The following is a 15,925-nucleotide window of genomic DNA, read 5'->3' on the forward strand; positions in this document are numbered from 1 at the left end:
TATGAATAATATTATTTCTGCCCCAGGTCCCCTTCCTTCTTGACCACTGCCTGGGCAGCAGCAAGTCTTGCTATAGGCACGCGGAATGGTGAACAGGAAACATAATCTAAACCTAGTCTATGACAAAATTCTACTGATGCAGGGTCACCACCATGCTTACCACAGATACCGAGCTTAATTTCCGGTCGTACCTCTTTTCCAAGCTTCACCGATATTTCAATCAATTTTCCTACTCCGGTTTGATCAATTCTTGCAAATGGATCGGATTCATAAATCTTCTTGTTATAGTACTCTTCCAGGAATTTCCCGGTATCGTCACGGCTAAAACCAAACGTCATTTGCGTGAGATCATTAGTACCAAAGGAGAAAAACTCTGATTCTTTGGCAATCTCATCAGCGGTAAGAGCCGCTCTTGGTATCTCAATCATGGTTCCAACCTTGTATTCAAGCTCAACTCCGGCTTTTTCAATTGTTTCTTTAACAGCTTTAACAACTACAGCTTTAACAACTACATCTTTAACATATTTAAGTTCTTCAAATTCCAGTCCCATTTCTTTCGCAAGTGCGGCAATATCTTCATCTTGCTGCGGCAGGAACTCATGTAGCGGAGGATCTAAAAGCCTGATTGTTACCGGGTAGCCTTTCATCTCGGTAAATATACCTTCAAAATCGCCTCTCTGCATTGGTCGTATACTTCAGGCATAACTTCCTTTAACTGATCAATTGATTGGGGTGTCCTAATCCCTGCAACAACATCTTCACCCTGAGCATTCATAAGGAATTCACCATAAAGCTTCTTTTCTCCGGTTGATGGATTTTTTGTAAATGCAACACCGGTACCTGAGTCATTGCCCATATTTCCATAAACCATTTCCTGAACGTTTACAGCCGTTCCCCAATCACCGGAAATATCATTAAGTCTCCTGTACACTATCGCTCTTGGGTTATCCCATGAACGAAATACAGCTTTTACAGCTTCTATAAACTGTTCTTTTGGGTCCTGTGGAAATTCAAATCCTTTTTCATTCTTGAATAATTCTTTATATCTCCTTATCACTTCTTTAAGGTCATCAGCAGTGAGATCGGTATCAAAATGCAAGCCCTTCTCTTCTTTTACTGCATCAAGGATTTTTTCAAACTTTGGCTTATCTACTTCCATTACGACACCACTGAACATCTGAATGAATCGTCTGTAACTGTCGTATGCAAATCTCTCATTGTTTATAAGCTTAGCAAGGCCTTCAACAACCGCATCGTTAAGACCCAGGTTAAGAATAGTATCCATCATGCCTGGCATGGAAGCCCGAGCTCCTGAACGAACTGATACTAGGAAAGGATTGTTTGGATCCCCGAATTTCTTTCCTACGATTTCTTCTGTCTTTGCCATCATTGCATAGATTTCTTTCTCGATTTCCTAAGACGTATGTTAATTTTTAGACATGATATTTTTAGTATATAATATCATGTAACATTTTTATGCTATTTTTGTGCCTCCAGAGCTATTGAGCTTATCATAGATCTTACAATAGGTTTCTGCTATAAGGTTATACAAACACTGGTTTTTCCGTATATGATACATATTGCTTTTAAAATCAGTGAAACTATTTTTTTGAATCAAAAATAAATTGGTATTCTTCATACAATAATTATAAAACTCTCCAATAAAACTCATGAATTGGGTTGTGAATGCTTCATCATTCAATAATAGCTCATGGGAGCTGGAATTCTCATTAATCAAATCTGATAACAAGTAAGGTATACGCCATATATCAATATAGCCTTCATCGTTAAAATACCTGTTTAAAAAATCACCATACTCCGGAATTTCTTTTATTATGGTGTTACTAAATCTTTCTAAAAGAATATATAGAGTTGCGCTGTTAAATAGTTCTGAAGTGTTTTGACAATACTCTCTGTCATTAGTAATAACCTTACTTGAAAAACAAACTTTTTCATTCAACATAATCCATTTGACCTCCTAAATTAAATAAGTTATTGTTGTACTTACATAAAGCAATAAAAATTATTTCTGTTTCAAAAAACAAATGGACTACTTACGACTGGTTATAAAAAAGCTTCAAAAGCAACAGTTAAATGAGCCTTTTTTGAAACGCATCACGCAAAGTAAAAATCAAGGTAAAAATAATCCTTTCTATGCGTGATAAAAAAAAGCCAATATTTAATGACTTAAAAGTCATTAAATATTGGCTTACGTTTCGATTGGTTTGCAACCCTTCGTCATGTCTTCCAATAACTTAAGTATTAACTTGCATAAACTTTATTATCAAACAGCATTTTACTATAAAAACAAGATAAATGCAATGTATTTTTTTCCCATAAAGCTTAAAAAGGATTATTTTTTAGTTTTTCTTCAAGATTTTTATTAACTGTAATTACAATAATTTTTTCACCGGTTTTTGTGCTTACATCTGAGTGAGTACTAACAATTTCTATGTCAACAACCTCTTTAACCAAGTTTTCTAAATACTCTCTAGCATTTTCAAATAGAGTAACCCTTACTTTCTTCAATAACTCTACGCCCTGGCTGTTTTCGGCTAATTTCTGCTCAGACTGGCTTAAAAAGCCTTTAAGGCGAATAATAATTAAATCTTGTATAATGATCGTCCTAATTTGTTTAGGGCCTCTCCCCATATATTCAATTTCGAACTTACTCACTGCTTCACTAATTTTCGCCTCAACCTGTCCTTTTGTCATACAGACTCTCCTTTTCCCTTATATCTATAAATATTGTACGTACTATCCATACAATAAGAATATTTGACAGAAACAAATACTTCTTCTTAAGCTTCCGTCTTCTCACAAAGGTTTTATTGTAATATTCCCCAGTGCTGTCAGCGCTTTTTGTTCTGCTACCTCAACGGAATTATTTAAAACAGTTATATGTCCGATTTTTTTCATATTCTTGGTGGATTGTTTACCGTATAAGTGAAGGTGAACATCATGATCATCAAGCACATCCTCAATGCCTTCAAATCTATATTGTCCTTCAAGAGTATCATTTCCAAGTATATTTACCATTACACAGGGACAACACAACTCCGTAGAGCCTAATGGCATTCCGGTAATCACTCTTACCAATTGCTCAAATTGTGAAGTAGTGCAAGCCTCAATTGTATAATGCCCTGAGTTATGCGGACGAGGTGCTATTTCATTAACATAAACCTCTCCATTTTTTGCAAGGAACATTTCTATGCAGAATACACCGTAGTCATCAAGGACTTCCATAATCTTCACAACAATATCCCTTACCTTTTTTTCAATCACACTATCAATATTTGAAGGTACTTTGGTCAAGTGAAGTATGCTGTTTTCATGTATATTTTCAACGATAGGATAGACAACACAATCATTTTTTAAATTACGTACTACAATAGTAGATAGCTCCCTTTCAAATTCAACAAATCGCTCCGCCATCAAATTATATCCCTTAAATTCTTCCATTGCCTTTCCTATTTGTTCTCTCGTTTTTATCACAAAATTCCCTTTGCCGTCATAGCCTCCTGAACGCGTTTTTAGTATAAATGGTATACCTATCGTATCAATACACCCAGACATATCCTTTATGTCATTTATAATCATATATTCCGGCACAAGAATTCCGGCATTTTTAAGCATTTCTTTCTGAACGTATTTATCCTGTATCTTCTTCAAAGATTTACCGGAAGGATATACGCGGTATCCTTTCTCTTCTAAATCAATCAAAATATCAGCATTAATATGCTCAAATTCATAGGTTATAACATCACAATCTCCTGCAAGCTTTTCAATAGCACTTGTATCCCTAAATGAAGCGATCACTTGCTCATCGGCAACCTGTGCAGCAGGAGAGGATGGCGTAGGATCAAGCACCGTTACATGGTATCCCATCCTTTTAGCTTCAACGGTCATCATTCTACCAAGCTGTCCTCCTCCTATTATACCAATTTTCGAGGGAGGCTGCAATACCTCATATTTTATGTCTCTCATTACCATCACCCTTATAAAAACGTTGTTATTAGTATTATCTATAAACACGTAATAAATTATCGGAATTAGTTTCTTTTAATCTATAAAAAATACATTATTACTCCAAACTAAAAAAATCCAACATTCATAGGCTTATTAAAAGCCATACGAATATTGGATTACACTGCGTCTGATTTTCAACCCTTCGCTTGGTCTTCCATTCTTATTTTCCATTTTAAAATAATAAAATCTAATACCTATAGAAATTTCCAAAGTGATTCTTAATGTTCTTTTATGGTTCTATTTTGTTTCGTTAACAACAGCTCTCAAGCTTCCATAGCCGGCCTGCTTGATCAGTGCATTGTACCAAATACTATTCTTTGCAAGATCCGCCATTTCCTTATCAATATCTACATTATTCCCATCTATTCTCATAGAATTCAACTTATAATCTTTGGAAACTTTAGCATTAACATCATCCTTATTGGAACTACCTATTGTTATATGCTTTTCATGTGTCTTGGTCCCCGTAAGAGCTCCTGATTCTACGGCCTTACTTAAATATTCCTCAAACGCAACACCTATTCTCTTATATCCAGGCGTATCAACATTAGCTAAATTTTCAGCAATAGCATCATTCCTTAACCATGCTGCGTCTAATGCTTTATGCATTACTACTTTACTGTCAAAAAGCTTATTTATCATCTGATATACCTCCGCAAACCTCTAATACCTTTAGGTTATGTAAAAAACCGCTAGCATATATCGTATAAAACTAGTCGTGTTAAAGATCCTGCTTCCCACATAAGTGCAAAGCTACTCCCGTTTAATATCAATAGCATAGCATAACTTTAATAATATATCAATGGGTCAATTCTCTGTGGAAACTTTTGAATATATTTAGAAATACAAAAGTCCTAAGATAGGCTCTATAAACTTATATTCGATTTTCTAGCACCTACTTAGAGACTTTTATGATCTAACTCACTTTATTATACATACTTCCCGTGTTCTGGTACAGCAACACTAGCGAAGTTATTTGCAAGGTTTGCTAACTGTTCGGTCAATTCATTACCTTTCATGGGGAGGCCATGGCTTGAAACAGCTATTTGGGTATTTAAATCCTTTAGTGCCTTTACTGATTTTTCTGCTGCCTCCCAATCCATTGTAAAATATGCAGGAGGCCCACTAATCTCTTTTTTCTTTGTGAGTACCGACTCGGCAGAATCTTGCTTTAGTGTAGTAAACGCATCTCCAGCAATTAATACCTTATCGCTTTCACGATATAGAGCAACGTGACCCGGTGAGTGGCCGGGAGTGTGAATCCAGCGCCATCCGGGCATCCAAGGTACACTTCCATCTGCAGGCAGCGGCTGTACACGGTTCCCCAAATTTATACTTTTATTAGGAAAGGTAGGCGATATTTTTGCTATCAATCCTTCGTTTACAGTAGGGTCTGCCGGCGGATAATCCATAGCACCTGTCAAATACGGCAGTTCCAATTCATGCGCATAAACAGGTACATTCCATTGGCTAAGAAGTTCCATGATAGCTCCGACATGGTCAAAATGTCCATGAGTAAGTATGATAGATTTGGGTTGGTTTCCTTCTCCAAAGCGTCCTTCGGCGGCTTGGATAACATCTTTAGCAGTATGAGCCATACCTGCGCCAATAAGTACCCATTCGCCGTTATTAATTTTAGGATTTCCAACAATAAAGGCATTCACAAGTGGAAACTCTAATAATACTACATCCGGGATTACCTGCTGATATCCCATGGGTTTTTGCGTTATTTGTTGAAGAATATTTTCTTGCATAGCGTTATTACCTCCTATTATTGTCTTAGTTTGAATCAAAACTTCTCTTATAGTAAGCATTAGCTTTATTATGTGTAAATTTAGATGACAGTATTAGTTTCATTATTATTTGAGTCTTTTAAACAATGAAGTAATTTTGGTATGAAAAGACCACATAAAAAACCATAGAAAATCTGAAAAAGTTAGAAAATGTCTGAGCTTCAAACACTTCACTCACTGAAACAGAAACAAACAGTCCAGGAAATGTTGATGTTATAGTAATAAAATCACACTGAATATCACCGGAGTCCAGTTAATGCCCGAAGGATTTTGAACAATAATGAAGAGCAGTATTCTTTTTGAAATACAAAAAGAATACTGCTCTTCATCAGAGAGATTTCCTCTTAGCTTATAAATGTCAAACCAAAATGGACCAACTTGAACATTCTCCCCTGCAATAGTCAATTGTGCCGTTTCTATAGTTCTACAAAAAAGGCTCGTTAGAACAGAATAATTAATAAGAACTCACAAATTATGAACTATATCTACGCTTTGTATCAATTATTTAGTTTGTATGTCAGTCCTTAATATCATGACTCCCTGGTTAATAATCTAAATACTTCTTCATTGCTAATGATCTCTTCAATAGAATTAATTCCTAATTGTTTTAGAATCTTCATAACATTGAAATTATCAAAAGGAGTCATGATTAGAGAGTCCTCACCAAACTCATTGACGAGCTTAGTTGCTTTCTCTACCTCAATATTTGTTCTTGGTCCTCCAACACAACCTCCATTGCATCCCATACCCTCAATGAAATTATAATTTATATTCCTTTTATTAGATATGTCCTCCAATATCATTCTACATTTTTGAACACCATCAACTTTTTTTGCTTTAAGCTTAATAAGCCTTTGGGGCTCTAATCTATTTACTACCGTCTTAACAGAAAAGCTTACTCCTCCGGTTCTGGCATATAATCTACCTCCTAAAGACGCCTGATCTTTATCATCTGAAGGCAATTCGTGCAACTTTATCTCAAGAGCTCTGAATATTTCATCCAGTTCTCTGAAATTCAAAACAAAATCGATAGCTCCTTTTAATTCAAGCTCTTTAATTTCTGCCTTTTTAGCAATACAAGGCGCTACAAATACTACCTTTACATCTTTATACAACTTTTTTAGAATTCTTCCTGAAGCAATCATTGGAGATACGGATGGAGACATATGTTGATATGCATCGGGATAATTCTTTTTTACCAAATTAAACCAAACCGGACAACAACAGCTGGTCAGAAAAAAATCTTCTTCAGTTTTAACCAGGTGACTGAACTCGAAAGCTTCTTTAATGGTTAATATATCTGCAAACAACGCCACTTCAACCATATCTTCAAAACCTAAGAATTTTAAAGCAGTTCTTAATTGGCCCATGGATATATCATCACCAAATTGACCCACAATCGCCGGGGCAACTACAGCATATACCGGAACTTTGCTATCTTTTAGCAAATCAATTACAGGCATAAACTCTATTTTATCCGCTAAGGCTCCGAAATCACAGCTTGAAACACAATATCCGCAGCTCAAACACTTATCATTGAGTATGATCGGTTCTTTTTGCCTCCTATATATCTCTGTTTCATATTTACATGCTTCCTTACATTTACAGCTTTCCTCATCACAGTGCTCACAAGCACCCTCTATTTTTGCAATAACCGGTTGTCCGATCTCTTTGGATCCTTTGATAATATCCAATTCATCTTTGAAATCATCATTACCTCTTGGGTTCAGCCCCATTGCTATGCGAATATGATCTTTTATAAAAGAAATATCCTGGTTCTCAAATCCTAACTTATCTTTAATTTCATAAGATAATTGGTTTAGATCTTGTATATTATTTAATTCCCCATTCCAGTACCGCTTCACAAGTTCACCGAATATATGCATACGTTTTTCTTGAAAATTACTAAATTTATTGTCTATAGCGCAACTCCCCTTCATGTTGATCCGTTTTATGTTTGTATGTTTTACTAATCTTTTATTATTATACTTCTATTATATATTACTCCCTTCATGCTTTAAAATCCTGCTTTCCTTGGAAAATCATTGATTTTAGTATCCCTTTACACTCTTCCGAATATTCTAATGTATATAATCGTATAATATTTAGGCCTCCAATAATAATATTGGAGGCCTGAAAAGAACTTTCTATTCGCAGCTCATATATGATCTATTCAACAATCAACTAACATAGTATAAAGCAATACTTGCAATGATTATAACGGCTATAATAGCGTATAATCTTACATTTGAACTATTATTTGCCTGATTATTACTTTGATCATTCTGTTGATGACTTTCACCACAGCAACTCATATTATCCCTCCGAACGATTTGCTTCAATTTGGTTATTTATATGATGTCCATGGTCCTCTTTCTTACTTTTATTTTTTCTGAACATCAAAGGCATCATTAGCAGGTGCATCAATGGGCATAAGAAGAAAATAGCTCCTGATAGCAACCCTTTCAGATTCGGGTTATTGACTTTTAATAACGGCAGCGCCATCAGTAATAATAGTGGAATAGCGCAGCACAACACCATTAGCCACATGTGCGACATATGACCTTTATGGTTATGCCCTCCGTTATTTTCATTGTTATTTTGATTCCCGTGACAATTCATGTAGACTCCTCCTTAGAATCTTTCTTTTATCCTAGTATTGCAGATTCATTTCCTACTATTCATATTGTATTACTAAATTATGAAGAACCTGTGAAGATTTTAATCTAAATTTAAATTTTTATCTATTGGCTGACAGTACTTAAATCTTTCTAATAAGACTAACTAGGATGTATACGATACTACCGGCTATTAAAGCACCATTAAACCCGAGTTCCATGGATAATATGATTGAAACAACAGAACCAATAACCGACATTACACCGTTAATTCCCCACATAATAGGAATGATATCGGTTTTTTTATTCTCAGTTAATAGTCTGAGTCCTCTTGGGAATGGTATTCCCATGAAGAACCCCTGAATCACCACAAGGAGTGAGGAGATAAGAATTCTGTTTATCAAACTCCAATCTGAAGTGTTTTTAAATATTAGCCCTAGTGAACTTATCAAGATAATATTTGAGTTAATTTCATAATTTCTAATCCTTGAAAACACAAGGTTAGAAAAAAGCATAAAAAATAGTTTACCCCAATCCGATAAATAATTCGTCCAAACAATCCACAGAAAGGAGTAAACGTTGTACGAATTATGAATCGGCAAACAACATTATTTACTTTAGAGCAAATTATAGAAATTCAACCATTAACAAAATTACAAGCTGTTTTAACATTTATTGATTATTCAATTATGCTTGAAACTTTTAAAATTGATGTCAGCAAACGTGGTCCTAAAGGATTTGCGTATACCAGCTTGCTCAATGCTTTACTTGCAATGCAAATAGATCAAATACCTACTATTAAAGCATTAGTTAAAAGGTTGAAAACAGACCCCGTTTTAAGAGTAACCTGCGGGTTTGATACTATTGGCAAAACGCCTAGTGCTTCAACTTTCTCTAGGTTTATAGAAAAGCTCTCTAAAACCGATGTACTTGAAAAAACTTTTCAGAGAATGGTTCGTAGAGCCAAAACCTTGGGACTTATTAATGGTTCCCATGTCTCAATAGATGCATCGAAAATTGATGCCTTTGAGCATGCTGTACCAAAATCAAAAATACCAGAAAACAATCCAGAGTTTCCTCACTGGGGTGCCAAGCAAGATACCAATGGCAATATGATAAAATGGTTTGGTTGGAAGATGCATGCTGTAGTAGATACAACAAGCGGAATCCCATTAGGGTACATCATAACCCCTGCAAATGTTGCAGATATGGTAATGGCAATACCACTAATGAATAAGCTTAAGGCAGATTATGAAGACTTATTCAAACCATCTTACTACATTATGGATACAGGCTATGATATACCATCTATCTATCAACATGCTGTATCATTTGGTGCTCAAGCTATTATGCCAATTAACTGGAGAAATACGAAAACTCCACCTGAAGGCATTAACTGGGAAGGTCAACTTGTTTGCACCATGAATTATCCGTATGTGAATGGTGGAAATGATAATGGAACCATTCGGTTATTATGTCCCCACGCTTGCGGAAAAGCCAATTGTCCTATGGGTTCAAGTTGGTGTACGAGTACAAAATCAGGATACATTGGCAAAGTTAAAATTAAGGATAATCCACGGTTTATATCTTATCCATTACGAGGAACAGAAGCATGGGACAATCTATATGATGAAAGAACATCCGTTGAACGCTTTTTTGGTGATGGAAAAGAAAACTATGCTTTAAACAATCTGCGTGTAGCAGGGCTAAAAAAAGCAAAAGTATTCATGGATTTAGCCTGCATTGCAATTATTGCTACAAGAATTACAAAAGCAGAACAATCAAAAAATATTGCAGCTTAGTATTTTAATTATCAAGGAACAGGAGATGATATTTCTTAATTTCAAAACTATATAGTTGTGGATAACTATCTATTGTAAGGATAGTCTAACCTTTTTTTGCACAATTTCAAAAATATCAGTAGGAATTATCCACATTCTTGATTTTTGAATTATGAAATATCCTCATTTACGATAACAATAAATATTGGCGGTAAATATATTCTTTTTACCGTTTTACTAAATACCTTGCTGCTGCTCATAAAACTTCCTAAGCCACATCCGATTAATAGCGCTGCTAGGATATACGAAAAAGCGAGAACAGGGTGTCCGAGATACAAGATAAACTTTTGTATAAGCGGAATTTCTATTAACATGAATCCTGCACCCAGTCCACTGAAATATAGTGTAGGCTTTGCAGCACCATGTTGTATAATAAACGGTACAAATAGAATAAAACCACCTATAAGTGTAAAGAACAATATGAAAACCAAGACAGGTGATATTCCTTTGGTAAAGTTATAGAAATACGGATTATCATCTGTTGCAGGGGTTACGTTATAAGTAAAGCCTGTCAAATACTCAGCCATCGAAATATGCTCTTCCTTAATGTGCTGCAGCGGCCCCTCTTCATATACATGCGGAGTATATAAAGGAAGGTTACCATTTTTATAGGCACTCTGCGCCAATTCTTTACTTTGCTGTTCAGTAAATGGCTGATTTTTAATGATTACCATAGGATTATGAATATGCTCCCCGCCATGCTGGGCTTGAGGTATATTTTTTCTGAATATCGCAATATACTTTGGTGCATCTTTTACCGGTATCCCTCTATTTTTTAACGCAAGGATGGCAGTTGCTACAATTTTGCCCAAGTCCTCCTGATCATGGGTGAAAAATGCAAGTTTTCCATCATCTCTTAAATGTGCTAAATAGTCCTGTATAGCTTCAGTGGTATATATATAATTTTCTGATAATGCATATCCTGCACCTTGAGACGTACTGGTCATAACAAGAGATAAAAAGATAACATCATACTTATCTTGTGTCTTTCTTATATAATTCCGGCCATCTTCCCCATACACTCTCACTTCCGGTCTATCGTATATGTTTCCGTTGAACTCTTTAAACTGCCGTACTGCATCAATACTTGAAGTATTAATTTCAACTGCAGTAATATCCTTGCTTCCACCAGCCAATGCAAAGAGAATATCTCTTCCCCCACCGGGACCGATAATTAACGTACTGTCATTCTTTCCAAAAGAAAAAGGGATAAATTCCGTATTTTTTTTATACTTCTCAAGACTTTCCATATTTCCGTCAAATCTATACATCGGCGCATTGGCTGCTCCGTCGATGGTAACCACCATTTGTTCAGGATCCTCTTTGATCTTAATCACATCGGTTCTTGAAAAAGCATTCCACTGCGTATAAACAATTTCACCATTTTTACCTGATTTGCTTATATTACCCAATGTCTTTGAAACATTTGTTTTAATTCCGTTAAAGTTCTGCTCAATATTATCTACATATTGCCCAGGTAATAAAATAGCAGCAAGCAATAGTACAGGTAAAACATAATTAACAGCATTTTTAATCTTTAAAGCGCTTGAATATACTAGTGCTGCTAACGATGCAATAATACAGACCAGTATAACCGACCTATACATTCCCAGATAATTTAATGACATCAGTACAGCGACACTTCCTACCCCCGAACCCAATAAATCTGCAAAATACAGTTTATTGCTTATTCCTGATAACTCCCTGAAAAGCGTGGAAAAAAAGTACCCTCCAATCACAAAGGGAATAGTACCTAATACAGCATATACAAGCAGGCCGCTAACATACGGTAATATATAAATCAACCCTAGTACAAATAAATAAGAGACTGAAAGAATGGTCACTGCTTTATTGATATTTTCTAGAGGTACTGCTTCACTTCCTTTTGCATCTCTTATTTTTTTCAAAATACTTTTTTGTTTTTTTTCCTGCTGCTTATAGGCAATGATCCCACCTATTCCCAATCCGAACACTGCAAAAGAGGTAATTAAAAATACATAATGATACCAAAGAATTGCAGAATAAATTCTAGTCAGTACGACCTGATAAGTAAACAATGAAACTGAAACAAGGAAAACACTTAACAAAACAAAAACTTTGTCTTTGACGTTCTCTATTTTCATGTTTATATCCATTCCTTTCGCTTCGCTCAAGGCACAAAACGTAATGAAAAGTGCTTTTGAGCGTTATTTGTTTTATAATTAAGTCCATAGGGATTTCGGTAAACTACAAATCACGGGGAGGTGAGTGGGCTATCTGACTTATCAGATGACCGTATGTTTATATGTGTAGATCGCCTTTTCGTGAGTAAGCAGAGCCGTTACCGACTTTGCTCCTCTTTGAACCGTACGTGCGCAACTAACGCATACGGCTCCCCAACAACTTTACGCGTTATTTGCAATTAGGCTTACATATATCTTTGGATTAGCTATTGGGAAGGTTTTTAACAATCCATCCCGAAATGCATCCCAAGTATAGCTTTTCCTCTCGCTTCTTCGGTTCAGCCACTTAAACAGTAGATTAACTATCATGAATCGGAATTTCGCAATACTTTCAAAGTTATCTGTAACTCCGTAGTAATGATAGTGCCCCAGCAGCGATTGGTTAAATCTGGTAATTATATCTTTGACAGACCAATCTCGGTGCTCCTTTAACCACAGATTCAGCTTTTTCAGTTTTGCTGTAGTTTTCTTGCGGCACGATATCACCTTGACACGAAAGAATCTTTTCTTAGTGTCCATGCTACAATAGAAAGTAAAACCAAGGAAATCAAACGTTTCTGGTTTTCCCTCGCTCCTTGCTGCCCGGTCTTTTTCCGCAAACCTACCAAATTCCAATATCCGTGTCTTTTCTTCCGCTAATTCAAGTCCGAACTTCGTAAACCGTTTCGGTAGCTCCTTGTAGAACTTTTCTGCATCCTCTTTGTATTGAAAGCAACATACAAAATCATCACAATATCGGATAATATATGCATCCCCTCGGCACTCTTTGCTTATCTTTATGGTAAACCACAAGTCAAGTACATAGTGTAAATAGATGTTTGCAAAGATTGGAGATGCAGCTGAGCCCTGCGGGCTGCCGACTTCATGTTCCAGTAATTCCCCTCCATCTAGCACATCTGCTTTCAGCATCTTCTTGATAAGATCGATAAATTTTCTGTCAGCTATGTCATGTTCCAGAAATTGAATCATCCACTCATGGTCTATGGTGTCAAAGAATGACCGAATATCTGCCTCTACTACATAACCTACATTCTTGCGGATACATTCTATCAGCTTCCGTACTGCCTGATGGCAATTCTTTTCAGGTCGGAATCCATAGGAAAATTCATAGAACTTTGGCTCATATATTACAGATAAAATTTCGGCAACCCGATTTTCCACTAACTTATCCTCGTAGCAAGAAATTCCCAATGGTCTCTTTTTCTTGCTTCCCGGCTTATCTATATAGACCCTTCGTGTGGGTTGCGGTTGGTACGCTTGTCTTTTCATACGCAAAACTAGCTGTTCAATATTTTCCTCCAGGTTCTTAGCATACTCATCCTTGCTCACTTTGTCGATGCCTTTAGCCTTCTTGCCATCCATTCTTCGATGAATTTGTTTTAGACTAGCTTCGTCAATAAAATGTGCTAGATTTTGTACTTTTACGTTCCTTTTTGCAATTTCGCTTATCCTGTGCAGTTCTATTGTCATTCTTGTTCAGCTCCTGTCTGGAATAAAATTTCATTGCACAGTTCAGTTGTTGCTACCCCCTTCCCTCTATCCGCTTTCACGGACTTCTACAGTACTATGAGGTAGTCGGACTCCCTGTTGAGCGTCTGGTTGGCTCATCTTTGTAGGATTTGCTTCTCCATACTGCCAATGGCAGACTCAGCAGGGTCTCATCTGTTCTCCTGAATCCCTCTACATCCTCGCCGAGCTTTTAAACCCCGGAAGAGCCAACATACACTCACCATTTCGTATATGTTGATGCTGCCTGCTGTCTGCTTGACGACATCGGCCTCTTCGTCATTTTATTTATTTCGTGGCTAAATCGCTTCAACTTTCGCTTTCGGCTCGGTCTGTTTCCTGTCCTACGCTTAATACTGACGTTACCGTTTTGCATCCAAGGACTAGGTACAGGCTGCTGGTTAGACTTTACCTGGTGGATATTTCCACTGTGATTCAGAAGCTTACAATTGCTTCCTTGTTATATTCAAAAGCAAGTGGAACGCTTGCGGAGTATCCCCCCCGCTGCATTCGCAGCTCGCACCAAGCACAAATAAGTGTACCTTTGAGTACGTAACCTTATCTTTGTTTAAACAATCTCGTTTATATGCTAGGCGTTCAGTCAATGCCGTATCCCCCTATAATTCTTGCGAGCTTTCCAGTTCAGAAAGGAGTCCCTATGGCTTTAAAAATTGTGTACAAAGTCTGCTGTGGGATTGATGTTCACAAAACTTTTGTTGTTGCCTGTATCGCTTCCACCAACAATCAAGGTGTTACCACCTACAAGCGCCACCGCTTTTCCACTTACACTAAAGGTTTGAAAGAGCTGTTACAATGGCTGCTTGAATTTAACTGTAAGGATGTCTGTATGGAATCTACAGGAAAGTACTGGATTCCAGTGTACAACGTCTTGGAAGAAAACTGTTCTATTGTACTTGCACATCCTAAGTATGTTAAGGCTATTCGTGGTAAAAAGACTGACAAGAAAGATGCTAAATGGATTGCTGACCTGTTTAAGCATGATCTTGTTGCCGGTAGCTTTATGCCTCCTGCGGATATCCGCCAGCTTCGTGACCTAATGCGCTATCGTTACAAACTAACCTGCTTTATGTCCAGCGAAAAGAATAGACTCCAAAACTGTCTCACGGTTTCCAATATTCAATTGGGAAACGTTGTATCGGACACTTTTGGTAAAAGTTCTAAAAGAATTCTGGATAAGATTCTTGAAAATCCTCAGGATACTTCCTTTGATATAGAACCTTTAATTCATAGCTCTATGAAAGGTAAAATCCCTGAATTAGAGCTCGCCATTGACGGCTATATTACACCGGAACAGGCTGGTAAATTAAAGATTATCAAAAAGCATTTTGAAGATTTGGAATCCCGGAAAACAGAGCTAGAAGAACTGATTCTTGCGCTCGCCAGTCCCTATCAGCAAAAACTCGACCTAATTCTAACCGCTCCATCCTTTAAGAACATTTTCTCTGCAATTACAGTTATCTCAGAGATTGGTGTTAATATGGAGTCTTTTCCTTCGGCGAAACACTTATGTTCTTGGGCAGGTCTTACGCCTACCAATAATGAAAGTGCAGGGAAGAAAAAGTCTGTCCGGGTTTCCAAAGCCGGATGCTACATCAAGCCACTTTTGGTTCAATGCGCCAACTCAGTGGTCAAAAGTGAAAAGCATCCTGAAATACGTAACCGCTACCTCCGCCTCAGGAAACGCCGCGGTCACAAGAAGGCAATCATTGCAATAGCAAGAATGCTTCTAACAGCATTATACAACATGTTGAAGAATAATGAACCATATAATGCTGAACTTTATAGGAAATCTGACATTATTCCTGCCAATCGCGAGATTACAGTGGAGCAGGCTATATTAATAGCAAAATTCCAAGGTTATAGAATTAAGTCAGCTACTGAATAACCTTAATTTT

Annotated in this window: 13 protein-coding genes and 1 pseudogene; 2 read left to right on the plus strand and 12 right to left on the minus strand. The window is 36.8% G+C overall.

Translation table 11 applies throughout. The annotated features are described in order from the left end of the window. Positions 1–11: 11 nt before the first annotated feature. The 10 genes and pseudogenes from QKW49_RS05185 to QKW49_RS05230 form a co-directional block, all read right to left on the minus strand. Positions 12–1,414 (minus strand): annotated as a pseudogene (locus QKW49_RS05185) (putative PEP-binding protein); the annotation flags it as partial. A 60-nt stretch (positions 1,415–1,474) separates the two neighbouring features. Further along, the gene (locus QKW49_RS05190; RefSeq protein WP_282866496.1) at positions 1,475–1,963 is read right to left on the minus strand and encodes a hypothetical protein; all 489 of its coding nucleotides are present in this window, start codon (positions 1,961–1,963) and stop codon (positions 1,475–1,477) included. A 380-nt stretch (positions 1,964–2,343) separates the two neighbouring features. Next, positions 2,344–2,715: a DUF2294 domain-containing protein gene (locus QKW49_RS05195; RefSeq protein WP_282866497.1), complete on the minus strand. Its 372-nt coding sequence runs from the start codon at positions 2,713–2,715 to the stop codon at positions 2,344–2,346. Positions 2,716–2,817: 102 nt separating this feature from the next. Then, on the minus strand, positions 2,818–3,987 hold the full coding sequence (gene purK, locus QKW49_RS05200) for a 5-(carboxyamino)imidazole ribonucleotide synthase (protein WP_282866498.1): 1,170 nt from the start codon (positions 3,985–3,987) through the stop codon (positions 2,818–2,820). 279 nt (positions 3,988–4,266) lie between these two features. Then, positions 4,267–4,671, minus strand: coding sequence for a flagellar basal body rod protein FlgB (gene flgB, locus QKW49_RS05205; RefSeq protein ID WP_282866499.1), 405 nt, complete (start codon positions 4,669–4,671; stop codon positions 4,267–4,269). Positions 4,672–4,958: 287 nt separating this feature from the next. After that, a complete protein-coding gene (locus tag QKW49_RS05210) occupies positions 4,959–5,783 on the minus strand; it encodes an MBL fold metallo-hydrolase (protein WP_282866500.1) in 825 nt (274 codons plus the stop codon). A gap of 569 nt (positions 5,784–6,352) precedes the next feature. Then, positions 6,353–7,708, minus strand: a complete 1,356-nt coding sequence (locus QKW49_RS05215) for a [Fe-Fe] hydrogenase large subunit C-terminal domain-containing protein (protein ID WP_282866501.1) — start codon at positions 7,706–7,708, stop codon at positions 6,353–6,355. A 294-nt stretch (positions 7,709–8,002) separates the two neighbouring features. Continuing rightward, positions 8,003–8,137 (minus strand): hypothetical protein, encoded by a 135-nt coding sequence (locus tag QKW49_RS05220; RefSeq protein WP_282866502.1) that lies wholly within the window; start codon positions 8,135–8,137, stop codon positions 8,003–8,005. Between the two features lies 1 nt (position 8,138). Beyond that, complete coding sequence (locus tag QKW49_RS05225; RefSeq protein ID WP_282866503.1) at positions 8,139–8,444, minus strand: hypothetical protein; 306 nt, start codon at positions 8,442–8,444, stop codon at positions 8,139–8,141. A gap of 139 nt (positions 8,445–8,583) precedes the next feature. Continuing rightward, positions 8,584–8,790 (minus strand): hypothetical protein, encoded by a 207-nt coding sequence (locus tag QKW49_RS05230; RefSeq protein WP_282866504.1) that lies wholly within the window; start codon positions 8,788–8,790, stop codon positions 8,584–8,586. Between the two features lie 240 nt (positions 8,791–9,030). Here QKW49_RS05230 and QKW49_RS05235 point away from each other — a divergent pair, with 240 nt between their 5' ends. Next, a complete protein-coding gene (locus QKW49_RS05235) occupies positions 9,031–10,242 on the plus strand; it encodes a transposase (RefSeq protein WP_282863267.1) in 1,212 nt (403 codons plus the stop codon). Between the two features lie 149 nt (positions 10,243–10,391). On the opposite strand, the gene QKW49_RS05240 is transcribed toward QKW49_RS05235, so the two are convergent. Beyond that, positions 10,392–12,416: a hypothetical protein gene (locus tag QKW49_RS05240; RefSeq protein ID WP_282866505.1), complete on the minus strand. Its 2,025-nt coding sequence runs from the start codon at positions 12,414–12,416 to the stop codon at positions 10,392–10,394. A 249-nt stretch (positions 12,417–12,665) separates the two neighbouring features. Then, on the minus strand, positions 12,666–13,973 hold the full coding sequence (gene ltrA / locus QKW49_RS05245) for a group II intron reverse transcriptase/maturase (protein WP_282863095.1): 1,308 nt from the start codon (positions 13,971–13,973) through the stop codon (positions 12,666–12,668). A gap of 694 nt (positions 13,974–14,667) precedes the next feature. On the opposite strand from ltrA, the gene QKW49_RS05250 reads away from it, so the two are divergent. Then, positions 14,668–15,915: an IS110 family transposase gene (locus QKW49_RS05250; RefSeq protein WP_282863096.1), complete on the plus strand. Its 1,248-nt coding sequence runs from the start codon at positions 14,668–14,670 to the stop codon at positions 15,913–15,915. Positions 15,916–15,925 lie beyond the last annotated feature (10 nt).

This window comes from Petroclostridium sp. X23 (assembly GCF_030013905.1).
Classification (GTDB): domain Bacteria; phylum Bacillota; class Clostridia; order SK-Y3; family SK-Y3; genus X23.